At 73.0% G+C, this 25,316-nt stretch carries 23 protein-coding genes and 1 pseudogene; 10 read left to right on the forward strand and 14 right to left on the reverse strand.

Going from position 1 to position 25,316, the window contains the following annotated elements:
• Positions 1-29: 29 nt before the first annotated feature.
• From ACFWGN_RS01530 to ACFWGN_RS01545, 4 genes are all read right to left on the reverse strand, one after another.
• Positions 30-1,970, reverse strand: a complete 1,941-nt coding sequence (locus ACFWGN_RS01530; protein WP_377615363.1) for a beta-galactosidase — start codon at positions 1,968-1,970, stop codon at positions 30-32.
• Positions 1,967-2,914 carry a carbohydrate ABC transporter permease gene (locus ACFWGN_RS01535; protein WP_318244634.1) on the reverse strand — a complete coding sequence of 316 codons (948 nt, stop codon included), beginning with the start codon at positions 2,912-2,914 and terminating at the stop codon, positions 1,967-1,969. Before ACFWGN_RS01535 ends, ACFWGN_RS01530 begins: the two co-directional genes overlap by 4 nt.
• On the reverse strand, positions 2,911-3,864 hold the full coding sequence (locus ACFWGN_RS01540; protein WP_191805386.1) for a carbohydrate ABC transporter permease: 954 nt from the start codon (positions 3,862-3,864) through the stop codon (positions 2,911-2,913). The genes ACFWGN_RS01535 and ACFWGN_RS01540 overlap by 4 nt, the downstream gene beginning before the upstream one ends.
• A gap of 183 nt (positions 3,865-4,047) precedes the next feature.
• Positions 4,048-5,358, reverse strand: coding sequence for an ABC transporter substrate-binding protein (locus ACFWGN_RS01545; protein ID WP_377615364.1), 1,311 nt, complete (start codon positions 5,356-5,358; stop codon positions 4,048-4,050).
• A 314-nt stretch (positions 5,359-5,672) separates the two neighbouring features.
• Between ACFWGN_RS01545 and ACFWGN_RS01550 the strand changes: the two genes are divergently transcribed.
• Positions 5,673-6,737 (forward strand): LacI family DNA-binding transcriptional regulator, encoded by a 1,065-nt coding sequence (locus ACFWGN_RS01550; RefSeq protein ID WP_377615365.1) that lies wholly within the window; start codon positions 5,673-5,675, stop codon positions 6,735-6,737.
• Between the two features lie 321 nt (positions 6,738-7,058).
• Here ACFWGN_RS01550 and ACFWGN_RS01555 read toward each other — a convergent pair whose 3' ends face one another.
• The 4 genes from ACFWGN_RS01555 to ACFWGN_RS01570 form a co-directional block, all read right to left on the reverse strand.
• Positions 7,059-8,369: a Dyp-type peroxidase gene (locus tag ACFWGN_RS01555; protein WP_377615366.1), complete on the reverse strand. Its 1,311-nt coding sequence runs from the start codon at positions 8,367-8,369 to the stop codon at positions 7,059-7,061.
• Entirely contained in the window at positions 8,362-8,970 is a 609-nt protein-coding gene (locus ACFWGN_RS01560) for a copper chaperone PCu(A)C (protein WP_377615367.1), read from the reverse strand. Before ACFWGN_RS01560 ends, ACFWGN_RS01555 begins: the two co-directional genes overlap by 8 nt.
• 145 nt (positions 8,971-9,115) lie before the next feature.
• A complete protein-coding gene (locus ACFWGN_RS01565; protein WP_377615368.1) occupies positions 9,116-9,811 on the reverse strand; it encodes a copper resistance protein CopC in 696 nt (231 codons plus the stop codon).
• Between the two features lie 100 nt (positions 9,812-9,911).
• Positions 9,912-10,574, reverse strand: coding sequence for a hypothetical protein (locus ACFWGN_RS01570; protein WP_377615369.1), 663 nt, complete (start codon positions 10,572-10,574; stop codon positions 9,912-9,914).
• A 109-nt stretch (positions 10,575-10,683) separates the two neighbouring features.
• Between ACFWGN_RS01570 and ACFWGN_RS01575 the strand changes: the two genes are divergently transcribed.
• Complete coding sequence (locus ACFWGN_RS01575) at positions 10,684-11,922, forward strand: amidohydrolase (protein ID WP_377615370.1); 1,239 nt, start codon at positions 10,684-10,686, stop codon at positions 11,920-11,922.
• A gap of 147 nt (positions 11,923-12,069) precedes the next feature.
• Here ACFWGN_RS01575 and ACFWGN_RS01580 read toward each other — a convergent pair whose 3' ends face one another.
• Entirely contained in the window at positions 12,070-13,470 is a 1,401-nt protein-coding gene (locus tag ACFWGN_RS01580) for a glutamate decarboxylase (RefSeq protein ID WP_377615371.1), read from the reverse strand.
• 251 nt (positions 13,471-13,721) lie between these two features.
• Between ACFWGN_RS01580 and ACFWGN_RS01585 the strand changes: the two genes are divergently transcribed.
• Positions 13,722-14,399, forward strand: a complete 678-nt coding sequence (locus tag ACFWGN_RS01585) for a TetR/AcrR family transcriptional regulator (RefSeq protein ID WP_377615372.1) — start codon at positions 13,722-13,724, stop codon at positions 14,397-14,399.
• Between the two features lie 109 nt (positions 14,400-14,508).
• Positions 14,509-15,243: a glucose 1-dehydrogenase gene (locus ACFWGN_RS01590; RefSeq protein WP_191805397.1), complete on the forward strand. Its 735-nt coding sequence runs from the start codon at positions 14,509-14,511 to the stop codon at positions 15,241-15,243.
• A 63-nt stretch (positions 15,244-15,306) separates the two neighbouring features.
• Here ACFWGN_RS01590 and ACFWGN_RS01595 read toward each other — a convergent pair whose 3' ends face one another.
• Together ACFWGN_RS01595 and ACFWGN_RS01600 are read right to left on the reverse strand one after the other, a co-directional pair.
• The gene (locus ACFWGN_RS01595; protein ID WP_377615373.1) at positions 15,307-15,696 is read right to left on the reverse strand and encodes a TraR/DksA family transcriptional regulator; all 390 of its coding nucleotides are present in this window, start codon (positions 15,694-15,696) and stop codon (positions 15,307-15,309) included.
• A complete protein-coding gene (locus ACFWGN_RS01600) occupies positions 15,693-16,571 on the reverse strand; it encodes a DUF3626 domain-containing protein (protein WP_377615374.1) in 879 nt (292 codons plus the stop codon). Before ACFWGN_RS01600 ends, ACFWGN_RS01595 begins: the two co-directional genes overlap by 4 nt.
• 194 nt (positions 16,572-16,765) lie before the next feature.
• Here ACFWGN_RS01600 and ACFWGN_RS01605 point away from each other — a divergent pair, with 194 nt between their 5' ends.
• From ACFWGN_RS01605 to ACFWGN_RS01630, 6 genes and pseudogenes are all read left to right on the forward strand, one after another.
• On the forward strand, positions 16,766-17,314 hold the full coding sequence (locus ACFWGN_RS01605; RefSeq protein ID WP_377615375.1) for an SRPBCC family protein: 549 nt from the start codon (positions 16,766-16,768) through the stop codon (positions 17,312-17,314).
• A 126-nt stretch (positions 17,315-17,440) separates the two neighbouring features.
• Entirely contained in the window at positions 17,441-18,367 is a 927-nt protein-coding gene (locus tag ACFWGN_RS01610) for a zinc-binding alcohol dehydrogenase family protein (protein WP_377615376.1), read from the forward strand.
• A 110-nt stretch (positions 18,368-18,477) separates the two neighbouring features.
• Positions 18,478-18,900 (forward strand): MmcQ/YjbR family DNA-binding protein, encoded by a 423-nt coding sequence (locus ACFWGN_RS01615; RefSeq protein WP_377615377.1) that lies wholly within the window; start codon positions 18,478-18,480, stop codon positions 18,898-18,900.
• A 597-nt stretch (positions 18,901-19,497) separates the two neighbouring features.
• Positions 19,498-20,787: a sensor histidine kinase gene (locus tag ACFWGN_RS01620; protein ID WP_377615378.1), complete on the forward strand. Its 1,290-nt coding sequence runs from the start codon at positions 19,498-19,500 to the stop codon at positions 20,785-20,787.
• A pseudogene (locus tag ACFWGN_RS01625) lies at positions 20,784-21,440 on the forward strand (response regulator); the annotation flags it as partial. The gene ACFWGN_RS01620 and the pseudogene ACFWGN_RS01625, both read left to right, overlap by 4 nt.
• Before the next feature lie 169 nt (positions 21,441-21,609).
• Complete coding sequence (locus ACFWGN_RS01630) at positions 21,610-21,909, forward strand: SHOCT domain-containing protein (protein WP_056644373.1); 300 nt, start codon at positions 21,610-21,612, stop codon at positions 21,907-21,909.
• A 107-nt stretch (positions 21,910-22,016) separates the two neighbouring features.
• Here the strand turns inward: ACFWGN_RS01630 and ACFWGN_RS01635 are convergent, their stop codons facing one another.
• The 3 genes from ACFWGN_RS01635 to arr form a co-directional block, all read right to left on the reverse strand.
• Complete coding sequence (locus ACFWGN_RS01635; protein WP_377615454.1) at positions 22,017-23,513, reverse strand: dicarboxylate/amino acid:cation symporter; 1,497 nt, start codon at positions 23,511-23,513, stop codon at positions 22,017-22,019.
• A gap of 509 nt (positions 23,514-24,022) precedes the next feature.
• A complete protein-coding gene (locus ACFWGN_RS01640; RefSeq protein ID WP_377615379.1) occupies positions 24,023-24,433 on the reverse strand; it encodes a hypothetical protein in 411 nt (136 codons plus the stop codon).
• Positions 24,434-24,617: 184 nt separating this feature from the next.
• Positions 24,618-25,028: an NAD(+)--rifampin ADP-ribosyltransferase gene (arr, locus tag ACFWGN_RS01645; protein WP_377615380.1), complete on the reverse strand. Its 411-nt coding sequence runs from the start codon at positions 25,026-25,028 to the stop codon at positions 24,618-24,620.
• Positions 25,029-25,316 lie beyond the last annotated feature (288 nt).

Here is a 25,316-nt window from a genome sequence, read left to right on the forward strand (position 1 = left end):
TTCATCGGCCGTCCCCCGACCGACGGGCGTCACAGCTCTTCGACGTACTCCTCGGGCTCACCCAGGACGGCCGAGGCCGTCAGCTCGAGGTCGTGACCGACCGCGTGCAGCTCGAGGACCGTGACGGTGTTGCTCCCCGCGCGCAGCAGCGGCGCGGGGACGTAGAGGGTGTGCTGGGGGCCGCGCTCCCAGTAGCGGCCGAGCAGCACGTCGTTGACCCAGACGAAGCCCTTGGTCCACCCGGGCAGGGTCAGGAAGGTGTCGGCGGGCTCGTCGAGGTCGAGGGCCGTCCGTGCCAGGACACCCTGCGGCCCGACGGCGTCGCGGGGCCCGCTCGGGGTGGCCTCGGCGTCGGGCTCGCCCGCTCTCCACAGCTCGTCCACGGGCAGCAGGTCGAGCGGCAGCGACCATGAGGTCCAGCCGTGCACGATCCGGCGCTCGACCAGGACGTCGCCCAGGATCCCCTTGTGCTCGCCGAGCCGGGGCCCGTAGTTGATGCGCCCGAGGTTCTCCACGAGGATCTCGACCCGCACGGGAACGCCGTGCCCGTGGACCGTGAGGCCCAGGTGCGAGGTCTCGCGCTCGAGGACGCCGACCTCGCGGCCGTCGACGTAGACCGTCGCCCGGTCGTGCAGGCCGAGGACCGAGAGCGTGCTGTCCCCGGGCGGGAGGACCGGGGTGGCCGTGTGGAGCACGAGCCCGGCGTTCTGGCCGAGCTGCTCGAACGTCAGCGGCGACGGAGCGACCGTCGCGGCGCCCGATGCGCGCAGCGCGGGCAGGAGCGGGCGCGTGGTCACGGGCGGCAGGGTGCGCGCTTCGAGCTTGGGCGACGGCGCGATCCACCGGTCGTCCTGGGCGTCCTCGGGGATCCGGGTCCCGTGCGACGCGTGCTCGGACAGCACCTTGCGCAGCGCGAAGAACTTGGGGGTCACGCTGCCGTCCTCGGCCACCGCGGCGTCGGAGTCGTAGCTCGTGACCGTCGGCTGCAGGCGGGTCCCGTCGTGGTTGGCGCCCGCGGTGAGCCCGAAGTTCGTCCCGCCGTGCGCCATGTAGAGGCTCACCGAGCCGCCGAGGTCGAGGAGCTCGCGCACGTCGGCCGCGGCGCTGTCGGCGCCGCGCACGTGGTGCGGGTCGCCCCAGTGGTCGAACCAGCCGTTCCAGAACTCGGCACAGACGAACGGCTGCTCGCCGCGACGCGCGGTGAGCTTGTCGAGCGCCTGCCCAGGGCGGCTGCCGAACGTGGCCGCCGCCAGCACGCCGGGAAGCGTCCCGCCGTCGAGCATGAGGTCCGTGGGGCCGTCGGCCGTGAAGAGGAGCTCGTCGATGCCGCGCTCCACGAGCGCGTCGTGGACCCACGCCATGTAGGCGTGGTCGTCGCCGAAGCTGCCGTACTCGTTCTCGACCTGGACGGCCACGACCGGGCCGCCGCGGTTCGCCTGGAGCGCCGCGAGACGGGGAAGCAGCTCGTCGAACCAGGCCGCGACCGCGTCGAGGTAGGTCTCGTCGCTGCACCGCAGCCGGATCCCGGGGGTCGCGGTGAGCCATGCGGGCAGGCCGCCGTTGTCCCACTCGGCGCAGATGTACGGCCCGGGGCGCACCACGACGTCGAGGCCCAGGTCACCCGCGAGGCGCACGAACCGCTCGACGTCGCGCCACCCCGTGAAGTCGAACGTGCCGCGCGCGGCCTCGTGCCAGTTCCACGGGACGTAGGTGTCGACCGTGTTGAGGCCCATCGCACGCAGGCGCAGGAGGCGGTCCTCCCACAGGTCCGGGTGGACCCGGAAGTAGTGGACCGAGCCCGAGAGCATCCGGTGCGGCACACCGTCCCGCACGAGGGTCGCGCCGTCGGCGCGCAGGGTCGACCGGATCGCGCCGTCGGCGCGCAGGGTCGACGGGATCGCGCCGTCGGCGCGCAGGGTCCGGCCGCCGGCCGGGCCCGAGGCCCGGTCGGCTGGGTGGTGCTGGCTCACTTGATAGCCCCCGCTGCAAGTCCGGAGCGCCAGAAGCGCTGGAGGGAGAGGAACGCGACGATGAGCGGGACGACCGCCACGAACGCGCCGATGATGACCATGTGCCGCTCGATCTGGCCGGCCTGGACCAGGGCGTTCCAGCTCACCAGCCCGACCGTGACGGGGCGCAGGTTCTCGGAGATGAGGACCTGCGAGGGGAGCAGGAAGTTGTTCCAGATCTCGACGAACTGGAAGAGGAAGATCGTGACGAGCGCGGGGGCCATCATCTTGAGGCTGACCCCGAAGAAGATGCGGCCCTCGTTCGCGCCGTCGAGACGCGCGGCCTCGATGACCTCGTCCGGCACCGAGCTCGCGGCGAAGATGCGACCCAGGTAGACACCGAACGGGCTCACGATGCTCGGCAGGAGCACCGCGAAGTAGGTGTTGACGATGCCCGTCGCGGAGAACATGAGGAACAGCGGGAGCGTGAACAGCACCTTGGGGATGAGGACCGCGCCGAGGACCACGCCGAACAGCAGGCCCTTGCCGCGGAACTCGTACTTGGCCAGGGCGTAGCCGGTCGCGACCGCGATGAGCGTCCCGAGCCCCGCACCGACGATCGAGTAGAGCGCCGAGTTCGCCATCCAGACGGCGAAGATCCCGTCCTTGTAGGCGAACAGGTCGCCGATGTTGCCGAACAGGTCGAAGTTCGAGAACCACAACGGGCTGCCCGAGAACGTGAACCCGGCGTCCTTGGTCGCCGCGACGAACAGCCACCACAGGGGGAACAGGAAGTACACGGCGGTCAGCGCCAGCACCGCGGTGACCGCGATGCGGCTCGTGGCCGTGGTCTCGATCGAGTCCTTGCGCAGGCCGTCCGGGGTCCCCTTCGGGGCGGAGCGCTTGCGGCGCAGGCGGTTGCCCGCGGTCTTCTCGGCCACGACGGGCACGCTGCTCGTGGTCACGAGGACCTCCTGGACGTCAGACGGAAGAAGAGGACGGACAGCACGGCCACGCCGACGGCGAGGAGCACCGACTGGGCTGCGGCGTACGGGTAGTTGGCCGACTGGAGCGAGGCCTGCGCGGCCATGATCGGCGTGTAGCTCGCGTCGATCGCCCCGGTGCTCTGCTTGAGCACGAACGGCTCGTTGTAGAGCTGCGCCGAGCCGATGATCGAGAAGATCGTGGTGAGCAGGATCGCGGGCCGCACGAGCGGGATCTTGATGCTCCACGCGGTGCGCCACGGCGAGGCCCCGTCGAGCTTGGCGGCCTCGAGCACCTCGCCCGGGACCCCCTGGAGCGCGGCGTAGATGATGATCATGTTGTAGCCCGTCCAGCCCCACGTCACGACGTTGGCGACGGCCCACAGCGCGAGGTCCTGGCTGAGGAAGTTGATGCTGATGCCGAACACCTCGAGCACCTGGTTGACCGGGCCGTTGGTGGGCGAGTACAGGAACGACCACATGAGCGCCGAGACGACGGTCGGCACCGCGTAGGGCGCGAAGCTCGAGAGCCGGAAGAAGCCCTTGGCCCGGGCCGAGGCCGAGTCGATCAGGAGCGCGATCCCGAGCGCGAGGACCAGCATGACGGGCACCTGCACCACGCCGAACAGCAGCACGCGGCCGATCGAGCTGATGAACTTCTCGTCACCCAGCGCGTACGCGTAGTTGAACAGGGGGTCGAAGATCTCCTGCGTGCCGCCCAGACCGAGCGCGTCGCGCTGGATCCGGAACAGGCTCTTGTAGAGCGCGAAGAGGATCGGTGCGACGTACATCCCGACGAACAGCACCACGAACGGTCCGACGAACCAGATCGCGTACCGGCTGGTCCGGCTGCGCGGGCGCCTGGGCGGCGTGGCCGCCGTGCGCTTGGTCTCCACCGGCGGCGGTGCCGCCGACGTCAGGCTCGTGGTCATGGTGGGTTCCTCAGGGGGATGCGTCGTGGTGCCCGACGACGTCACGCGCCCAGGTGCACCGGTGCTCGGAGGTGCGTGGCGTCGTCGGGCCTTCTGCTGCTGTGCTGCTGTCGCGCTGCCCGGTGCGACCCGGCCGTCGTGGCCGGGCCGCACCGTGCGTGCGGGTCGTGCGGGGCCGTCAGGTCACTCGTTGACGGCGATGCCCTGCTGCTTGAGCTCGGACTCGGTCGCCTCGCGGGCGCCCGTGAGCGCGGTCGCGACGGTCGCGCCGCCCTCCTTGGCGTAGGCCTGCTTCATGCCCGTGGCGAGCGTGCCGACCAGGGTCGAGACGCCGGGGCCCCAGGCCCAGTCCTCGTTGACCTGCCCCGAGGCGGTCTTGAAGACGTCGGCGACGACCTGGCCGCCGAAGTAGTCGTCACCCGAGGTGAGGAGGTCGGACTCGAGGCCCGCGAGCGAGGCCGGGTAGACGCCGCCGCCCTCGATGAGGGCGTCGACCGAGCCCGGGTCCGTGCTGAGCCAGTTGGCCACGGTCCAGGCGGCCTCGGGGTCGTCGCAGCCCTTGAGGACCGCGGAGAGGCTGCCGCCCACGTTGCCGGTCTTGGCGTCCCCGGCCTCCCACTGCGGGAGCTCGGCCACGGCCCAGTCGCCGGCCGAGGCCGCCGCGGAGTCCTTGAGGATGCCGGAGAACCAGGCCGCGCCCACGATCGTGGCGATCGAGCCGTCACCGAGGCCCGCGGACCACTCGTCGCTCCAGATGCCCGCACCGATCAGGTCGGCGTCGATCAGGCCCTGCCAGTAGCTGGCGACCTCGAGGTTCTCGGGCGAGTCGGGCGTGATGGACCAGGCGCCGTCCTTGATCTCGTACCAGGGCGCGCCGGCCTGCCACGCGAAGCCCGAGTAGTCGTAGTCCTCGTAGGTGCCCGTGAGCTTGACGCCCGCGGCCTTGAGCTGCTCGCCCGCAGCCTGGTACTCGTCCCACGTGGTCGGCACGGCCACGCCGTTCGCCTCGAAGACGGTCTTGTTGTAGAAGAGCACCATGGGGCCCTGGTCCTGCGGGGCTCCGTAGACCTTGTCGCCCACCGTGACACCGGCCCAGCCCGCGGGGGCGTAGAGGCCCTTGTCGGCCGAGGCGAACTCGGTCACGTCCACGACGTTGCCCTCGGCGACGAAGCTGGGGAGGGTCTCGTAGCCCACCTGGGCGAGGCACGGGGCGTTGCCCGCGGTGATCGAGTTGCGGACCTTGTCGTAGCCGCCCTTGTTGCCCGGCTCGATCTGCGTGTACTTGATCTGGATGTCGTCGTGCGAGGCGTTGAACGCCTTGGCTGCCTCGTCGTACCCGGCGGCCCAGGTCCAGACCTCGACCTCCTTGACCTTGCCGTCGCCCTCGGCCGAGCCGCTGCCGGACGTCGAGTCGGACGAGCAGGCGGTCAGGCCGCCCACGGTGAGGGTGAGGATCGACGCGACCCCGGCTGCCTTGATGATCGATGACTTCATGACTCTCCTTCTGACCACACTGTGCTGAGGATGGAGCGGCGACGGCGCCGCGGTCTGCGTGGGGCACACTCTGACACACGGTTGATATGGATCACAACCCTTGCAACATGTGGATGCTCGGTCTGCGTGAATCCGTCACTTTTCCCTGCATGTTCTGACTGTTATGGTCAACACAGGTAACAGTTGGATGACGGCGACGTGGGCCAGGGAGGCCCGCGGTGTTGACGTCCACTACGCTGCGGTGCACACCCGTGGCCGCGCACACCGAGGTGCCCGACGCTCCGCGACCGGCCCTCACGCCCGAAGGAGAGCACGTGGAACCACCGTCACGGTCCGAGCGGTCCGAGCCGGCGCAGAGCACCACCACGGTCGCTCCCCCGCGAGGCCGCGGCCCCGCCATGGCCGACGTCGCCCGCGTCGCCGGCGTGTCCGCGCAGACCGTCTCGCGCGTCCTGTCGGGGCACCCCAACGTCAACGAGACCACCCGCAACCGGGTGCGCGCCGCCGTCGAGCAGACCGGCTACCGCCGCAACAGCCTCGCCCGCGCGCTCGTGACCGGGCGCAGCAAGACCATCGGCGTCATCACGCACGAGACCGACTTCTACTCGGGCAGCGCCATGATGCTCGGCATGCAGCGCGCGGCCCGCGACGGCGGCTACTTCGTCAGCACCGCGAGCACCGCCTCGCTCTCGCCCGCGTCGATCGCGCAGGCCGTCGAGCGCCTCCTCGACCAGGGCGTCGACGGCCTGGTCATCGCCGTGCCCGTGCGCGACGACGAGTCGCTCGGCGACCTCATCCACGGGACCCCGACGGTCGTCGTGGACGGCATGCAGTCGTCGGCGACCGAGGTCGTCGCGGTCGACCAGGTCGCGGCCGGCCGCGCCGCGACCGAGCACCTCCTCGAGCTGGGCCACGAGACCGTGTGGCACCTCGCGGGCCCCGCGTCCTGGAACGACGCCAACGGACGTACGGCCGGGTGGCGGGCCGCGCTCGAGGACGCCCGCTGCACCGAGCCGCCGGTCCTCTACGGGGACTGGAGCCCCGAGTCGGGTTACCGCAACGGCCTGGTCCTGGGCCGCCTGCCCGAGGTCACCGCGGTGTTCGTCGCGAGCGACGAGATGGCGTTCGGGCTGATCCGCGGCCTGACCGAGATGGGCCGACGGGTGCCCGAGGACGTGTCGGTCGTGGGCATGGACGACATCGCGCTCGCGGCGTACTGCGCTCCCCCGCTCACCACGGTCCGCCAACCGTTCCACCTGACCGGTCGCCTCGCGGTCGAGCACGTCATCGCGCTCATCGCGGACCCGACGACCGTGCACGAGCCCGAGGTCGTGCTGCCCGAGCTCGCGGTGCGCCTCAGCACGGCGCCGCCGCGCTGAGCCTCGGGGAGCCGGCAGGCCGCAGCCCCTCCCTCGTCGGAGGAGCGGCCGGAGGAGCGGACGACCCCGGACGCGCCGGAGGCGGCCCGTCGCGTGAGCGCCCCCCTGCAGCGCTCACACCACGGGCCGCCTCCGACCCTCGCGCTCGTCACGACCCCCATCGACGACCGAGCACTCACAAGACTCAGAGGAGGGGTCTCCTCGTTTGATGCAGAACGCCGACGTGACCCGCATCACATTCTGACATCGGGTGCCACGGGTCGCAGCAGGACGGCCCGAGCCGAGCCCACGAGGCGCCCCGCACGGGCCGTCCGGCCACGCTCAGCCCAGCAGCGGCTGCCCCAGGAACTCGCCCTCGGCGCAGCCCGGCGGGACCGCGAAGACCGCCGAACCGACCGGCGTCGTCCACTCGTTGAGCAGGTCCACCTCGTCGAGACGCCGCTGGACCGGCACGAACTGCCGGTCGACGTCGGCCTGGAACGTCACGAACACCAGGCCCGAGCTGCTGAGCGCGCCCGGGTCCGTCGCGACGTCGGGCGCGTCGTCGTAGCTGTACGCGCGCCGCAGGAACCGCTCGGCCGGGTCGCTCGTCCGGGCCCGCCGCACGTGCGCGGCGGGCCCGATCACGGTCAGGCCGTGCGGCCCGACCGCCTCGAGGTCGGGCTCGTCGTGCTCCTTCTCGCCCGTGAGCGGTGCTCCGTCCGCGAGGCGACGCCCCATGACGGCCTCGCGCGTGGAGCGGTCGACCTCGTCCCACGTGTCGAGCTCCATGCGGATGCGCCGCACGACCATCGACGTGCCGCCCGCGAGCCACCCGTCAGTGCCGTCCGACCACACGAGCGGGGTGTCCGCGACGGGGTCCACGTTCCGGGTCCCGTCGATCTGCCCCATGAGGTTGCGCATGGTCCGCCCCGCGGGCTCGCTGCCGACGGACCGTCGGAAGCCCTTCTGCAGCCACCGCACGGACGCGAGGTCGCGCGCCTCGCGGAGCAGCATCCGGACCGCGTGCGAGACCGTGACCTCGTCGTCGGCGCAGACCTGGAGCACCAGGTCGCCGCCGTTCCAGCGGTCCTCGAGCCGGTCCACGGCGAACGCCGGGAGCGGCCTCAACCAGTCCGGACGACGGTCGTCGAGCCCCGCGGCCGTGAAGACCGCAGGGCCGTAGCCCACCGTGACCGTGAGGCGCGCGGGCACCTCCGCGAGCTCGGGCTCGGTGTCGGTCAGGCCCGGGCGCCCCTGGGTGAGGCGCACGACGTCGTCGGTCCAGATCCGCATGAGCCGTACCAGCGCGTCCCGGTCGGTACCGGGGGCGAGGTTCAGCGCCACGAGCGTCAGGTACGCCTGGGGAGGCGTCTCGACACCCGCCTGGCGCGGACCGTGGAAGGGCACGCGCAGGTCGCCGTGCAGCGCGACCGGGGTCACGGTGCCCGACGACGCCGCTCCCGTGCCGGGAGCCGTGGCCCTCCCGGCCCACGCACCTCCCGCACCGGCGACCGCGACCGCACCCGCGGCGGCCCCGCCGACCAGGAACGCGCGACGCGAGACCCTGGCCCGGGAGGTGGAGGGCGCGGGCGGCGTCGGTTCGTGGTCGGAGTGCCCGCCAGGGCCCGGGCGGGGCTCCCGGTCAGCCATCGTGGCTCATGTCGTGACCCTCGTGACCCTCGTCGTAGTCCTCCTTGGCCCCCGCGAACGTGCGGGCCGGGGCCGTGACGACGAGCGTCGAGCCGTCGCTCAGCTCGAGCGTGACGTCGTACTCGGCCCCGGGCTCGACGGGCGACGAAAGCTCCATGAGCATGAGGTGGTCACCGCCGGGCTCGAGCGCGTGCTCGCCGCCCGCGGGGATCGTCAGCCCGCCCTCCTTCTCGCGCATGACCATGGCACCCGAGTCGTCGGTCGCCATCTCGTGGATCTGGACCGGAGACAGGTCGGAGGTCGCGCCGACGACCGTGACGTCCTGGTCGCCGTCGTTGTGCAGGACGGCGAAGGCCGCGGTCATGCCGGACTCGGCCGCCTTGATCCAGGGGTCGGTCGCGGTCAGGTGGTCGGCTGCCGTGCCCTCCGGCGCGCTGCCGGACGCGGTGCTCGGGGTGGCCGCGCCCGACGAGGTGTCGGCCGAGGCCGAGCACCCCGCGACCGCGAGCAGCGCGAGCGTCGTGACGGCCGCGCCGAGCAGGGCCGTGCGGCGGGGGCGGACCGAGGCGCGGGACGTGGGAGTGGTGGTGCGTGCAGACATGGTGGTTCCTTCGAGGAGGCCCGGCGTCGTGGCGCGCGAGGGCGTCCCGCGGCGCGGGTCGTGCGCGGTCCGGGGCAGGACGGGACGCACGACCAGCGGGGTCGCGGGAGCGCCCGGGCGACGAGTCGCCGGGAAGTGGGGTCTGTCAGTCCTGCTGGCGGCGGCGCACGATGAGCACCGCGACGACGACGGCCGCCGCGGCGAGCACGCCGATCCCGACGAGCAGCGGCGCGATCGAGCGGCCCTCGTCCTCGGCCTCCTCGGGCACCTCCGAGGTGGTCGCCTCGGTCGTCGTGTCCTCGGTGGCCGACGGCGTCACGGCCGCGGGCTCCTCGCTCGCCGTGGTCGGGGCGGGCTCGGGAGCCGCCGCGACCGCGAACGAGAACGTGCCCTCGATGGGGTGACCGTCCGAGGAGACGACGCGCCACGCGACCGTGTACGTGTCACCGGTCAGCTCGGCGGGCCACGGGAACGTCGCGGAGGTGCCCTCGATCGTGGGGCTGCCCTGCGCGACGACCGTCCCCGCGGTGTCGGTCACGACGACCTGGGGCTCGACCGCGAGCGGCTCGGTGCTGAACGTCATGGTCAGCGCTGCGGGGGCCGTGGCGAGCTGGGCGCCGTCGGCCGGGTCGGAGCTGATGATGCGGTCGTGCGCCTGGGCCGGGACGGCGCCGGCGACGCCGAGCAGCAGGGTCGCCGCGAGCGTCGCGAGGGCGGCGAGGACGGCGACCAGGAGGCGGGCCGGGCCGGCGAGAGGTGCGGGGCGCACGACGGCGGCCGCACGCGCACGGCGATCGGTGGGGGCGGTGGACGGGTGGGACCGGTTGGTCTGCAAAGACATGTGGAAGAAGCTCTCGATGAGGCGCGGCACGAGCTCGCGCAAGGGGTACCCAGGGGGCGGCCGGCCTCGTCGATCGTCCGCGCGCGAGCGCGGACAAGGGTCAGGAAGGAAGGGCGACGGGCCGGGCGAGCAGCGGTGGTCCGCGCGTCGTCGGGGTCCGCAGGTGGACCGTCGCGGCGCGGGACGGCGCAGCGACCGGGGTCGGGAGCCGGAGCGCGACGGGCAGCGCAGGCAGCAGGTCCGCGAGCGCCGTCCGCGGCGCGAGCCACGTCAGCAGCAGGCCGAGCGCTCGCTCGCCGTGCGCGACGACCAGTGCCACGACCAGGGTCGCGAGCACGTGCGCCAGGACCATCCACGCTCCCGCGGGGGTCTCGTGCGGGAGGTGCGCGACGCCGTCGGGCAGGAGGGGTGTGCCCGCGGCGCACGCCGACACCTGAGCCGCTGCCCCGTGCCCCGCGTGCCCTGCGTGCCCCGCGGCGGGACCTGCCACCGGGGCGCACGTGGCGCCCGCGCCGAAACCGAGGCCGTAGTGCAGCGCGACCTGGCCCGTGCCGAGGACCGCGACGAGCCGCGGGAACGTCAGGCGGAAGCGGGCCGCGAACGTCGCGCCGGCCATCGTGAACGCGGCCAGGGCCGCGAGGACCAGCGGGTCCGGGAGCGTGCCGCCGCCGACGCGGTGCGCGAGCGCCGCGAGGGCCAGCACCAGGGTCGCGACGAGACCGGCGCGCGCGACGCGCAACGGACCGGCGACCTGGGTGAGCACGGAGACCACCCTAGCGGGACATGACGGGGCGTCGGATCCGGCCTCCGGGACCCGGCGCACGGCTCGTCTCCGGGTACGGAGCCTGCCCGTCGGGGAGAGGATAGAGCGCATGACCACACGCAACAGCATCGCCATCACGAACGGCTACGTCGTCCCCGTCGCCTCCGCACCCCTGGAGAACGCGACCGTCCTCGTCGAGGACGGCGTCATCACGGCCGTCGGCCAGGACGTCGTCGTGCCCGACGGCGTCCGCACGATCGACGCCGGGGGACGCTGGGTCCTGCCCGGCTTCGTCGAGTCGCACGGCCACATGGGCGTCATGGAGGAGGCCGAGGGCTGGGCCGGCAACGACACCAACGAGATGACCGACCCCAACGGCGCCGCGCTGCGCGCCCTGGACGCCATCAACATCGAGGACGAGGGCTTCCGTGACGCGCTCGTGGGCGGCGTGACGTCGGCCGTCATCAAGCCCGGCTCGGGCAACCCGATCGGCGGCCAGACCGTCGCGATCAAGACCTGGGGCGGGCGGACCGTCGACGAGCAGATCATCCGCGAGGCCGTGTCGGTGAAGTCGGCGTTGGGCGAGAACCCCAAGCGCGTCTACGGCGACCAGAAGAAGCTCCCCTCGACGCGCCTCGGCGTGGCGAACGTCATCCGCAAGGCGTTCGTCGACGCCCAGAACTACGTCGCCAAGCGCGACGCGGCGCAGGCCAAGGGCGAGCCGTTCGAGCGCGACCTCGCCAAGGAGACGCTGGGCCGCGTGCTCGCGGGCGAGCTCTACTGGGACCAGCACACGCACCGTGCCGACGACATCGCGACCGCGCTGCGCCTCGCGGGCGAGTTCGGCTACAAGCTCGTCATCAACCACGGGACCGACGGCGCCGCGGTCGCCGACGTCCTCGCCGAGCACGACGTCCCGGTCATCTTCGGCCCGCTGTTCACCTCGCGCTCCAAGATCGAGCTGCGCAACCGCGACATCGCGAGCCTCGGGGCGCTCGCCCGCGCGGGCGTGCGCGTCGCGATCACGACCGACCACCCCGTGGTGCCCATCAACTTCCTGGTGCACCAGGCGTCGCTCGCCGTGAAGGAGGGGCTCGACCCCGAGGTCGCGATCCAGGCGCTCACGACCAACCCGGCCGCGTTCCTGGGGCTCGACGACCGCATCGGCTCGCTGCGCCCCGGGCTCGACGGCGACGTCGTGATCTGGTCCGGCGACCCGCTCGACGTGACCTCGCGCGCCGAGAACGTGTTCGTGACCGGGACCGAGGTCTACACGTGGGACCGCGCGGCGGCCGGTGGGCGCGGCGCGGGCCGGGTCGTGGAGCGCGGGGAGCGCTTCGCGGACTGACCCGTGGGGTGGGCCGGCCGCTCCCGGCCCGTCCGTCGGTGACGAGGTAGGACGTGCTGCGCGAGGTAGAACGCGCTGAGCACTACATCGCGCAGCGCGTTCTACCTCGCGTCCCGCGGGGGCCGCCCCTCGCCGGTCGCGCGCACCTCAGTGGTGGAACCCCTTGCTCACGGCCTCGACCGGCATGGGCGACTCGAGGGCGTCGAGGAACGCGATCTCGGTGCGGATGTCACCGAGCAGGCTGGCCGCCAGGTCGCGGCTCAGTCCGTTGCGCACCACGATCCGCTGGACCGTCAGGTCCTCGAGGTCCACGGGCATGGGGTAGGACGGCAGGAGCCATCCCTTCGTCCGCAGCCGCTCGGACAGGTGGTAGAGCGTCCACTTGTCGGTGTAGCCCTTCTTGAGGCTCCACGCGAAGACCGGGATGTCGCTCCCGTCGTTCCACAGGTCGAACTGCGGCATCTTCGCGATCTCGCCCGACAGGTAGAGCGCGACGTCCTGCGACGCCTTCTGCACCTTGTAGTAGCCGTCGTAGCCGAGGCGCAGGAACAGGTAGTACTGGAGCAGCACCTGCGAGCCCGGCCGGGAGAAGTTGAGCGCGAACGTGGGCATGTCCCCGCCCAGGTAGCTCACCGAGAAGACGAGGTCCTCGGGCAGCGCGGCCTTGTCGCGCCAGACGACCCACCCGAGCCCGGGGTACACGAGCCCGTACTTGTGCGCGGAGGTGTTGATCGACGCCACGCGGTCGACCCGGAAGTCCCACACGAGGTCCGGCTGGAGGAACGGCGCGATCATGGCCCCCGAGGCGCCGTCGACGTGGATCGGGACGTCCAGTCCCGTCGCGGCCTGGATCTCGTCGAGCGCGGCCGAGATCTTCTCGACCGGCTCGTAGGCGCCGGTGTAGGTGACCCCGAGGATCGCGACGACGCCGATCGTGTTCTCGTCCACGTACTTCTCGAGCTCGAACCCGTCGAGCACCTTGTGCTCGAGCGAGATGGGGACGTAGCGGGCCTCGACGTCCCAGTAGTTGCAGAACTTCTCCCAGCAGACCTGGACCGCGCTCGACAGGACCAGGTTGGGCTTCTCGGTCGACTTCCCCGCGGCCCGGCGCGCGTGCTGCCAGCGCCGCTTGAGCGCGAGCCCGCCCAGCATGGCCGCCTCGGAGGACCCGATGGTCGACGTCCCGATCGTGCTCGCCGGGTCCGGCGCGTTCCACAGGTCGCCGAGGATCTTCCAGCACCGGGTCTCGATCGCGGCCGTGGCCGGGTACTCGTCCTTGTCGATCATGTTCTTGTCGGCGGTCTCGGCGTTGAGCCTCTGCGCGTAGGGATCCATCCACGTGCCGACGAACGTCGCGAGGTTGAGGCGGGCGTTGCCGTCGAGCATCGCCTCGTCGTGGACGATCTGGTAGGCCGTCTCGGGGAAGGACTCCCCCGGCGGCAGGACGTTGCGGGGGAGCTCGGTCGCCTCCCCCGGCCGGGAGAACAACGGGTTCATGGCGACGACGTCGCGCTCCTCGGACTCTGCACCACGGTTCGATCCGGACATGTTCGTCCCCTTGGCAGGAGGGAGGGCGGGTCGGTCGATCCGCCCGACCATCCCACGGTAGGTCCGGGCCCGGACGGCTGCCCGGCGAGCCGTCCCGGCCCTGCGGGGCAGGGCCGACAGGCCCGACTTTCCGCCCTTTCCCCCTCCTCGGAGCACCTAAACGACAGGCGTTGCCAAAATGGTTGCCCCGGCGTACTGTCGAAGTGTCAGCACGTTCCGCGGGCCTGTCCCGCACCCACAGAGGAGGCGACATGGACCCCCGCACCGAACGCACGACCGCAGCACTGCGGACCGCGGTCCTCGAGCTCGCCACCGAGCAGGACATCGACGACGTCACCGTCTCCCAGGTCGCGACACGCGCCGGGATCAACCGCGCGACCTTCTACGACCACGCGAGCAGCCCGGCTGAGCTCCTCACGGGCATCCTGCGCACCGAGCTCGACGCGATCCGCGACGAGTTCTTCGCGGCGGTCGGCGTCACGCCCGACGGCGGAGCCGCCCAGGAGGGCGGGTCCGGCCCGGGCGCGACCCGGGCGGACGAGGACACGGCCGCCGCCCCGCCCCCGGACCCCCGACGGGTCGTCGACTCCATCACCCGGTCCGTCGCCGGGCACGTCGACGCGCACGCCGACATCTACGAGCGGGCTCGCGACGGTGGGCTCAGCGCCCCCCTGTTCCGGCTGCTCGCCGAGCACTTCACCGAGACGCTGCGCGCGTTCCTCGTCGGCCACCCCCATCTCATGCCGGTCTCCCACGACGCCGCGCCCGCGGACGTCGAGCAGGCCGCCCACGCCTACGCGTGCTACGTCGGCCTCGGCTCGGTCGGGGCCCTCGAGGCGTGGCTCGCCACCCCCGTGCCGCGCGACCCGGAGTTCTTCCCCCGGATCGCACGCACCTCGCTCGCCCCCTGGTGGACCGCGCCGAACTGACCCGGCGCCCCACCCGCGCAGGCGGGCTTCACCGCACACCGCACGCTCCGCCGTCGGGCACCCCACGAGGGCTCCCCGACCCCGGGCACACCCGAAAGGAGGCCCCACCATGGGCCGCGTGTTCAACAAGGTCGCCATCGTCACCGGAGGAACCGGAGGCATGGGCGTCACCCACGCCAAGGCGCTCGTCGCCGAGGGCGGCAAGGTCGTCATCGCCGACCTCGACGACACCAAGGGCGAGGCACTCGCCGCCGAGCTCGGCGAGAACGCCGCGTACATCCACCTCGACGTGACCAAGGAGGAGGACTGGGACGCGGCCGTCGCGTTCACGCTCGAGAAGTTCGGCCGCATCGACGTGCTCGTCAACAACGCCGGCATCGCGAACGCCGCCCCCATCACCGAGTTCACGCCCGACATGTGGCGCAAGATCATCGACATCAACCTCACGGGCACGTTCCTCGGCATCCACGCCGTCGCCCCGATCATGGCCAAGGCCGGGCGCGGGTCGATCATCAACATCTCCTCGGTCGAGGGCATGCGCGGCAGCGCGGGCCTGCACGGCTACGTCGCGTCGAAGTTCGGCGTCCGCGGGCTCACCAAGTCCGTGGCCCTGGACCTCGGCCCCTCGGGCGTGCGCGTCAACTCGGTCCACCCGGGCTTCATCAAGACGCCCATGACCGAGAAGATCAGCCACGACTTCCTGCCCATCCCCCTGGGACGGCCTGCCGAGCCCGAGGAGGTCTCGCAGCTCGTCCTGTTCCTCGCGAGCGACGAGTCGAGCTACTCGACGGGCTCCGAGTTCGTGATCGACGGCGGCCTCATCGCGGGGGTCCCGCACAAGTAGGCCGTCGCTCCGGCCTCTCGGGCGGACCCGGGCGGGCGAGGCGGACACCTCGCCCGCCCGGGTCTACCTCGTGCCGCGCCCGGACCTGCCGTCCGCCGACGCGCACGCGATGCACAGCCGCGCGGTCGGTCGCGCCTCCAGGCGGGCCTCGCCGACCGGCCCGCCGCACGACTCGCACGTCCCGTAGGTGCCGGCGTCCAGCCGGGCCAGGGCCGCGTCGACCTCGGCGGTCTGCTGCTCGGCGAGCCGTTGCAACGCACCGACCTGGGCTCGCTCGAACGCGATGGTCGCGCCGTCCGGGTCGTGCTCGTCGTCGGCGTTGGAGTCCTTGGACGCCTCGACGATCCCGGCCACCTCCCCGCGCAGGGCCTCGGTGCGAGCCGCGGCCTCGTCTCGCAGAGCGAGCAACCGCGCCCGCACGACGGCGTCACGCGCCCCGGGTGCGCCCGTCACCGTGGCCCCGGGGTGTCCGTCGCGGCGGCACCCGAGGCGCCCCCGTCCCCGTCGGGAGCCGTGCGCCCGAACCGGGCCACGGAGTGCCAGACCTGTTTCAGGATCTGCGGGTCGACGTCCGGCCGCCCCCTCCAGCGCCCGAGCACCGCGGGCGTGATCACCCCGTCCTCCGCGACCCGGGCCGCGAGCCCGACGACGTCGCTCCCCCGGTAGTCGGCGTGGCGGGCGATCGTCCCGACGTCGACCGCGTACCCCGGGTGCCACTCCACGGCCAGGTCGACGCCGTGCAGCACCCCGCCGAGCACGTCGCGGTGCGACGGGTCGAGCACGAGCGCCTCGACGTCCCCCGGGACGGCGACCCCTCCGTGCACGTGCGACTCGACGTACCGGTCGAGCGGGTCGCTCGGGGCGCTCGCCCGGAGCAGCTCGATGAGCCCCATCCGCCGGGCGACCCCGAAAGCCTCCGGCCCCTGGGCGCTGTCCGGGAAGGCGAACGTCGCACGGTCCACCGTCGCGCGGCGGAGACGGAACCACGCGGACCCGAACCGAGGCGACGGCCCGTAGGGGTCCCGGTCGAGGGCGAGCGCCCCGTAGACCGGTCGGGACCGTGCGGGGGCGTCGTCGTAGACCCCGCCGAACATCCGCTGCTCCCAGCGCCACCGATCGCCCCGGCCCTCGGCCGTGAGGCCCCCGTTGCTCGTGCCCGTCACGAACTGCGACAGGTACGAGCCGTCGCGCAGGATGCGTTCGAGGGTCGGCTCGCCCCACAGGTCGGTGTCGGGATGGAAGTGCAGTGCGATGCGTGCGTCGTCGCGGAGAGGAGGCCCGTCGAGCGTGCGCGCGAGCACGTGCTCGAGGGCGGCACCGGGGTCCATGCCTCGATTGCACCACGGGGCGGCCGGGCAGGGGCAGGCACGTGGTGCAGGGCCTGGCGCGGCCAGGGCCTGGCGGGCGCGGCCGGGGCCTGGCGGGCGCGGCCGGGCCCGGGCGAGCGCGGCCGGGCCCGGGCTCCCCGAGCCCGGGCGGCTCCCCCAGGCCCCGTGTGGGTTCCCCGTGCGAGGATCGGAGCGTGCCCGTCGTCGAGTCGTCCGTGATCGTCCCCGTGGACCCTGCCACCGCGTTCGCGGTCTCGCAGACCACGGGCGACGTCCGGCTGCACTGGGACCCGTTCATCCACTCTCAGCGGTTCCTGGACGACGCGACGGCACCCGCCAAGGGCGTCCGCACCCTCACCCGGCACCGCGCAGGCCTGCGGATGGTCAGCGAGTACGTCTCCTACAACCCGCCGACGAACGTCGGGATGAAGATGGTCGAGGGCCCGTGGTTCTTCGCGAGCATGGCGGGCGGCTGGCGTTTCTCGCCCGCTCCGGGCCGTGACGTAGGACACCCCGAGCCCGTCATGGCCAGGGCCGTGTGGCGGTACAGCTTCACGTGCCGCCCTGCCTGGCTCGCTCCCCTGGCCGAGCGCATCGGCTCGTGGCTCCTGAGCCGCGACATCCAGCGGCGGATCAACGGTTTCGCGCGTGGCTGCGCAGATCCCGTGGTCCTCGCGGCGGTCCGCGAACAGACCGCACCACCGGCCCCGAGGCTCGGCCTCGCGACGCCGGACCGCACCTGACCAGCAGCGCGACCCACCGTCGTCGGGCATGACAGGACTCCGTCCGGGATGGAAGAGTGGCAAACCGGTTTCGCGCGAACCGCACATCTTCCTCCCAGCGCCCCCACATCTCGAAGAGGTAGACCCATGAGCACCGCGATCTTCTACGACCGCCACGGCGATGTCGACGCCCTGCGCGTCGGCGACGAGCCCGTGCCGGCACCCGGTGACGGGGAGCTCGTCGTCGCGAACCGCGTGATCGGGGTCAACCCGGCCGACGTGAAGAAGCTCGCCGGGAAGTTCGGGGGCCATGACGAGTTCCCGCAGGTGCTCGGCTTCGAGGCCGCAGGAGTGGTCGAGGCCGTGGGCGAGGGCGTCGAGGGCTTCGCCGTGGGCGACGAGGTCGTCTGGAGCGGCACGGGGGCCCAGCGCGAGAAGTCGGTGGTCCAGGCCGCCAAGACCCGGGTCAAGCCTGGCAACGTCTCGTTCGAGCAGGCCGCGGTACTGCCCGTCGCCGCCGCCGCGGCGTTCTCCGCCCTGGCCCAGGCCGGGGTCGGCGACAAGGACGTGGTGCTGATCCACGGGGCGTCGGGCGGTGTCGGCTCGGCGGCCGTCCAGATCGCGAGGGCCCTCGGGGCACGCGTCGTCGGCTCGGCCTCCGCGGCGAACCACGACTACCTGCGCGGGCTCGGCGCGACCCCCGTGGCCTACGGCCCGGGGCTCACCGACGCGGTCCGCGCCCTGCCGGACGGGCTCTCGGCGGTGACGGCCGTCGTCGACCTGGTCGGGTCACCCGAGACCGTCGCGCAGACCGTCCAGCTCCTCGGACCCGACGGCCTGACCCGTGACGGCGGCCCGCGCGCCGTGACGCTCGTGGAGACCGAGGAGTCGCTCGCCGCGGGCATCGCGACCAAGACGTCCCGCAAGGGCGCGCTGCGCGAGGCGCTCGCGCTCGCCGAGGCCGGGCTGCTGACCCTGGAGATCTCGGCGCGCTTCCCGCTGGTCGAGGCTGCCCGGGCCGTCCAGCAGGTCGCGGACGGGCACGTGCGCGGCAAGGTCGTGCTCGAGGTCTGACGCGCGGCTCGTCGCTCTGGGTGCGGAGTTCTCGTGCAACACGCCTGGCGAGTCGCACGAGGGTTCCGCACCCGGCAGCGCGCGTGGGTAGCGCATGGTTCGCTGGAACCATGCCTGCCGCCTCCACGCCCGACGACGCCGCTCACCTCGGCGGCCTGCGTCGCCTGGCCCTGGCCTTCCCCGGTGCGGAGGAGCGGGTCTCGCACGGACGCGTGACGTTCCGGGCCCGCCTGCTGTTCGCGGTCCACGGCGGCATGACGAAGGCGACCCCCACGGTTCCCGCCCGGCAGTACCCGGACGCGCTGCTCGTCAAGGTGGACCCCGCCGAGGAGGCCGCGCTCGCGCAGGACCCGCGCTTCTTCGTGCCGGCCTACTACGGACCGGCCGGCTGGCTCGGGCTCGACCTCGAGGCCGCACCGGTCGACTGGCAGGAGGTCGCCGAGCTGCTCGACATGTCCTACCGGGAGGTCGCGGGCCCCCGGCTCGTGGCCCGGCTGGACGCAGAGGGCTCGCCGGCAGGGCGTCGGTCGTAGCGAGGTCGGTCGTAGCGGCCGCCGGTCGTAGCGACCGCCGGTCGTCGGGGCGTCGATCGAACGGGGTCGGTCGTAGCCGGGTCGGTCTAGTCGGGACCGTCGGCGGTACGTCTTGCTCCGTCCGCTCCCTCCCACTCACTCTCCAGATCCCCCGCCCTCCCCGCGAGGTAGAACGTGCTGCGCGAGGTAGTACGCAGCGCGTTCTACCTCGCGCAGCGCGTTCTACCTCGCGCAGCACGTTCTACCTCGGCACCGGCCCCAGCACCCGGTACCCAGCACCCCCAGCACTCCCAGCACTCCCAGCACCCGCGGCACCAGCACCCGGCACCCGGCACCCGCGTACCACCACCGCCGGCACCCCGGGCGGACGCGCCTTCCCGCCCCTCGGCGTAGCGTGGCCGCATGGTCGGCGACGGGAGGTCCGCGGGGACCCCGGGCACTCCGTGGGGCCCGCCCTGGCGTGGTGACCGGCCGGGACCGTTCCGCCCACGGGCCGGTGCCCGTGACGAGCACGGTGCCCCCGCAAGGCCCGGCCCGCACGGCCCGTGGTCCTGGCCGCACGACGGCAGCGAGAGCGGGCCGAGCGCCGACCCGACCGTGCCCGACGAGCTCACCGGACCGTTCGACCATCGCCGACCGCGCCTCTTCCTCGCGATCGTCACGGCGCTCGTCGCGATCGTCGGCACCCTGGGTGCCGCGCACGGCCAGCCCGACGCCGAGCCGCTCGACGCGCTCGCGTTCGCCCTGCTGCTGGTCTCCCCCGTGGTGCTCGCGACCCTCCCGCGCCGCCACGTCCTGGCCGCCACCCTGAGCCTTGCCGCGACGGGCGCCTACCTCCTCCTGGGCTACCCGTGGGGGCCGGTGTTCGTCCCGACGGTCGCGGTCCTCGCGGGCGTGATGCTCGCGGGACCTGCTGCGCACGGGCGCGTCGTCGCGTGGTCGGGCGTCGTGGTGCTGGCGGGGATCACGGTCGCGGCCGCGACGCTGCGGGGAGGGCCGCCCACGGTCGCGCTGCTCGGGGGTCTCGCGTGGACGACGGTCGCCCTCCTCGCGGCCGGTGGCGTCAGGGGTCGCGTCGCCCGGATGACCGCGGTCCGCGCGGCCCGCCGCGAGCACGAGCTCAACGCCGTGACGGCCGAGCGCCTGCGGATCGCGCGCGAGCTGCACGACGTCCTGGCCCACTCGCTGTCGGCGATCAACGTGCAGGCAGGCGTCGGGCTGCACCTCCTGGACCGCGACCCCGAGCAGGCGCGCGCTGCCCTCGCCGCGATCCGCGCGACGAGCAGCGAGTCGCTCGACGAGGTCAGGACCGTGCTCGGCATCGTCCGCGCCGAGGGTGGCGAGGTCCCCCGTTCACCCGCATGGGACCTCGGGGCGCTGCCTCGCCTGGTGGGGCAGGTGCCGGGCGTCGTGGTCGGCCTCACGGTCGAGGACGCCGCGCACGACGCGGCCCCTCGCCTGGCCGGGATCGTCTACCGCGTGGTGCAGGAGTCGCTCACCAACGTGCAGCGGCACGCGGCGGGCGCCACGCGCGCGACGGTCGAGGTCCGGGTGGTCGGCACGGGCGACGCCTCGGCCTCCGCACCACGCACGAGACCGCCCCGCACCCTCGTGGTCACGGTGTCCGACGACGGAGCCGCCCCCGCGGACCGGCCGGCGGACCCGCCGTGGGCGGGCGGGCTCGACGACCGGCTCGTCACCGAGGGGTACGGCCTGCGGGGCATGCGCGAGCGTGTGACCGACGCGGGCGGGACCCTCACGGCCGACCCCGGACCGCAGGGCGGATTCCTCGTCGAGGCGAGGCTCCCGTGGGAGGCGCGCGGCGCCGTCGGGCCGGACGACGACGCCACCACCGACCAGAAGCCCGCAGGGCAGGAGAACCCATGATCCGCGTCGTGCTCGCCGACGACCAGAGCCTCGTGCGCGGCGGGTTCCGCGCACTGATCGACTCCGAGCCGGACCTCCAGGTCGTGGGCGAGGCAGCGACAGGAGACGACGCGGTGCGGCTCGCGCTCGACCTGCTGCCCGACGTCGTGCTCATGGACATCCGCATGCCCGGCCTCGACGGGCTCGAGGCAACGCGGCGGATCGTGGCGGACCCGGCGGCGTCGGGCGTGCACGTGGTCGTCGTGACGACGTTCGAGCTCGACGAGTACGTGACCGAGGCGATCCGCGGCGGCGCGAGCGGGTTCCTCGTCAAGGACACCGAGCCCGAGGACCTGGTGCGCGCGGTGCGGGTCGCCGCGGGCGGGGACGCGCTGCTCTCCCCGACCGTGACCCGCCGGCTGCTCGCGCGCGTGGCCGACGCGACGCGCGCCGTCGCCCCGGTGCCCGGACTGTCCGACCTCACGCCACGCGAGCACGAGGTCCTCGTCGAGGTCGCGCACGGGCTGTCCAACGAGGAGATCGCGCGGGCGCTCTACCTGTCAGAGTCGACCGTCAAGACCCACGTCTCGCGCGTCATGACCAAGCTGCGGGCACGCGACCGGGCCCAGCTCGTGGTCGCGGCCTACGAGGCGGGCGTCGTGCGCCCCGGCTGGGGTCAGGGCGCTGAGCCCGCCGCGTTCCCTCGTCCGCGCGGTACCAGCGGGGTACTCGACAGACATCCCGGGGCCGACGACGGAGGCCGCCCCGGACGGAAGCCTGGAGACGTGGCCGCACCCCGCGGCCCGCACCGGCACCTCGCCGGACGACGACCAGGAGGCCCCCATGCTCACCACTCTCACGACCGCGACGACCGACGTCCTCGCCCACGGCGGCGCGGGCTGGGGGCCGGGACCGTGGTGGTTCGTCTTCCCGCTGCTGTGGTTCGCCCTGTTCGCCACGGTGATCTTCCTGTTCGCCCGCCGTGCCCGGCGCGGCGGACCCTGGGGCCACCCCGGCGGTCCGGGGGCCTGGCGGGGCGGCAACGACCCCGTCTCGATCCTGGGCGAGCGCTACGCGCGCGGGGAGATCGACGAGACCGAGTACCGCCAGCGCCTCGAGGTCCTCACGCCCCGGGACCGCTGAGCCCGACGAGCCGGACCTCCCGGAAACGCCGAGTGCGGAGCAGGTGAAGTCGATGCGGCGCATCGACTTCACCTGCTCCGCACTCGGCGGGAGGGTGGGGCGTGGCGTCAGCGCGCCCCGACCAGCTCCTCGTCGGCGGCCGAGGCCGCAGGCTCGTCGGACGCGTTCGCGGCGGCGGTCGGGGTGGCGGCCTCGTCGGCCGGGTCGCCCTCGTCGTCCGTGAACAGGTCCTCGACGTTCACGCCCTCGTACTGCTCGAGGTCGAGGATTCCCTCACGCTTGGCCACGACGGTCGGCACGAGCACCTGGCCCGCGACGTTGACCGCGGTGCGGCCCATGTCGAGGATCGGGTCGATCGCGAGCAGCAGGCCCACGCCCGCGAGCGGCAGGCCCAGCGTCGACAGCGTGAGCGTGAGCATGACGATCGCGCCGGTCAGGCCCGCGGTCGCTGCAGAGCCCACGACGGACACGAACGCGATGAGCAGGTAGTCCGTGAAGGACAGGTCGATCCCGAAGAGCTGGGCGATGAAGATCGCGGAGATCGCCGGGTAGATCGAGGCGCAACCGTCCATCTTGGTGGTCGCGGCGAGCGGCACGGCGAACGACGCGTACTCGCGCGGGACACCGAGGTTCCGCTCGGTCACGCGCTGCGTCACGGGCAGCGTGCCGATCGAGGAGCGCGACACGAACGCGAGCTGGATCGCGGGCCAGGCGCCCTTGAAGTAGCTCGTGATCTTCAGGCCGTTGGTCCGCAGGATCACGGGGTAGACGACGAACAGCACGAGCGCGAGGCCGATGTAGATCGCGGCGGCGAACGTCGCGAGCGGGGCCAGCAGGTCCCACCCGTACGTCGCGACCGCGTTGCCGATGAGGCCCAGCGTGCCGAGCGGCGCGAGGCGGATGATCCACCACAGGACGGTCTGGATGATCGCGAGCGCCGAGCGGTTGAACGCGAGGAACGGGTCGGCCTTCTTGCCGGACTTGAGCGCCGCGATGCCGATGATCAGCGAGATGACGACGATCTGGAGCACGTTGAACGAGATCGAGGTGCTCGCGCCGCTCACGGCGCCCTCGACCTGCTCGATCTGCGTGCGTGCCCCGATGCCCAGGAAGTTGCTCGGGATGAAGCCGTTGAGGAAGTCGAGCCACGACCCCGAGCCGCCCGGCTCGCTGCCGTCGGCCGCCGAGAGCGTCGTGTTGGCCCCCGGCTTGAGCACGAGGCCCAGGCCGATGCCGATCACGACGGACACGAGCGCCGTGATGGCGAACCACAGGATCGTCTGGCCGGCGAGGCGCGCGGCGTTGGTGACGTTCCGCAGGTTCGCGATCGACGCGACGATCGCCGTGAAGACGAGCGGCGGGACGATCGCCTTGAGGAGCGTCACGAACGACGAGCCGATCGTCGACAGGGTCGTCGTGAGCCAGTTCGGGACCTCGTCGGGGGTCCCGGCACCGGACGCGGGGCCCATCGAGAGCGCGGCCCAGCCGAGCAGCACGCCCAGCACGAGCGCGACGAGGATCTGGACCGTGAAGGACGGCGCCTTCAGGCGGCGCTTGGGCGCGGGAGCACCGTTCGCGGACTTCTCCGGCGTGGCGGGGGCCACGGCCTGCGAGGAGGAAGAGGAGGAGGGCACGGTTCTGCTTTCTTCGTCACGGGCGCGTGGGGCGCCCAGGGATCGCGAGCATCGCGAGAGGGAGGGAGTGCAGTCGTCCCGGCCCGGAGGAAGGAGGGTCCCGACGTCGGGGTCGCGAGGACGCGGTCCCGTGCGGGTCGCGCGCCTCGTGCGCAGCGCGACCGGGGCGGGTCCGTGCAGCACGGGCTCGCGGCGGGCACGCCGAGGTCAGGAGGGTGGGGAGGACTGCTGTGCGGGCCGTGGGGCCCAGCTTTTCAGTGGGTCAACAACAGAGCGCGCTGGCGACTCGTCGCAGATCGACGTCACGGCGCGCGGTGAAGTTCCACCGGTTCAGCAAGGATTCGACTCCCGTTCGGGCCGGTCCGAGGACCGGCGGTGCGGGCGATCGTCGCCCGCGGCTACCGATAGTAGCCGAGGAAGGAACGTCGTCGAACCGTGGGTGTATTCCCTGGGAAGGGAGAGCTCGCCCGCGGGCCCCGCTACGGAGCCTCGATGCGCAGCTCGGCCAGGGTGTCGGGGAGGGGCGACCGCCCGGGCCCACCGGCCCGCACCCAGGCGTGGAGCGTCTCGCTCGCGGCGTCGCCGGCCAGTCTCTCGAACCAGACCGGCCCCGCCTCGCTCCGCGCCTCAGGTGCCGGACGCACGACGACCACGTCCCCGCGCTCGCACGCGTCGAGGCAGTCGACCAGCGTCAGGCCCGCGTCCCCCGTGCGGGCGATCGCCTCGACGCGGGCGAGCTGTCCGCCCGGGAGCGGGTCGCCCGTGCCGAGCGTCTCGCCCACGCACAGACGGCAGACGGTCAGGCCCGGGACGGTCCTGCGGGGGCGTCGGGTCGTACGTCCTCCGCGGTCGGTCGCGTCGCCCTCGGTCGTCGTCTCGTTCGCTCGCACCGGCCAAAGATACCCCCATGAGGTATGGACCCCTGGACCTGTCGGGTCACGGGGACCGGACGGACGGCAGGAGGGACTCGGCCCTACCGATGCGCTGATGGACGCTCCGCGTGGGCTGGCGTGGCGCGCGCGCTCGGCCTCCGGCCCGCGGGCACGATCGTCGACAGCGAGGAGCGGTGGTCCTTCAGTTGAGGATCTCGCCCCGCTCGTCGGCCGCGAGCGCCGCGATCCGCGCGCGCCAGGTCGCCAGGTCCTCGGGGCTGAGCCGCGGCCAGTCAGCGACCTCGCGGACCACCCGGACCGGTGCAGCGCTGCGGTAGGACCGTGTGGGGTTGCCGGGGAACTTCTTGTCCGTGACGTTGGGGTCGTCCTCGTAGGGGCCGGTCGGCTCAACCTCGTACACCCGGGGATCGCCGTCACCCGCAGCGAGCTCGGCGGCCAGGCCGGCGCCACCGACCAGTGCCGTGAAGTACACGTGGTTCATCGTGACCTCGGGGCGGTAGTTCGACCGGAAGCCCGCAGTGAGCAGGTCGCCCGCACGCAGGTCAGCCTTCGTGCCGTGGAAGAACGGTCCCTCGTCCAGCGCCTGGTCCATGCGGTCCAGGCTAGGCCCACCCCTGCCACACGGTCACCCGCCGCGGCGCCGGGCCGCGACCGCTCCGTGCGGCCGGCCCCCCTGCCCGATCCGGCGGGCTGGGCGGCCTCCATAGTCCTTCGCTTCGGTGGGCCAGGACGTCCGCGCAGCCTGAGGCACCCTCTGCCGCCACCTTGCTGTCATCGAGACTCGCGGTAGCGTGGCGTGAGTGGGCGCCTGCGCCGCGGCAGCCGAATCGGCTGGGCCGAGGTGCCCGGAAGTGCCCTGTTCCGCGCTCCGGCCTGCGAG

The organism is Oerskovia sp. NPDC060338, from assembly GCF_042726295.1.
GTDB classification, from domain to species: Bacteria; Actinomycetota; Actinomycetes; order Actinomycetales; family Cellulomonadaceae; genus Oerskovia; species Oerskovia merdavium.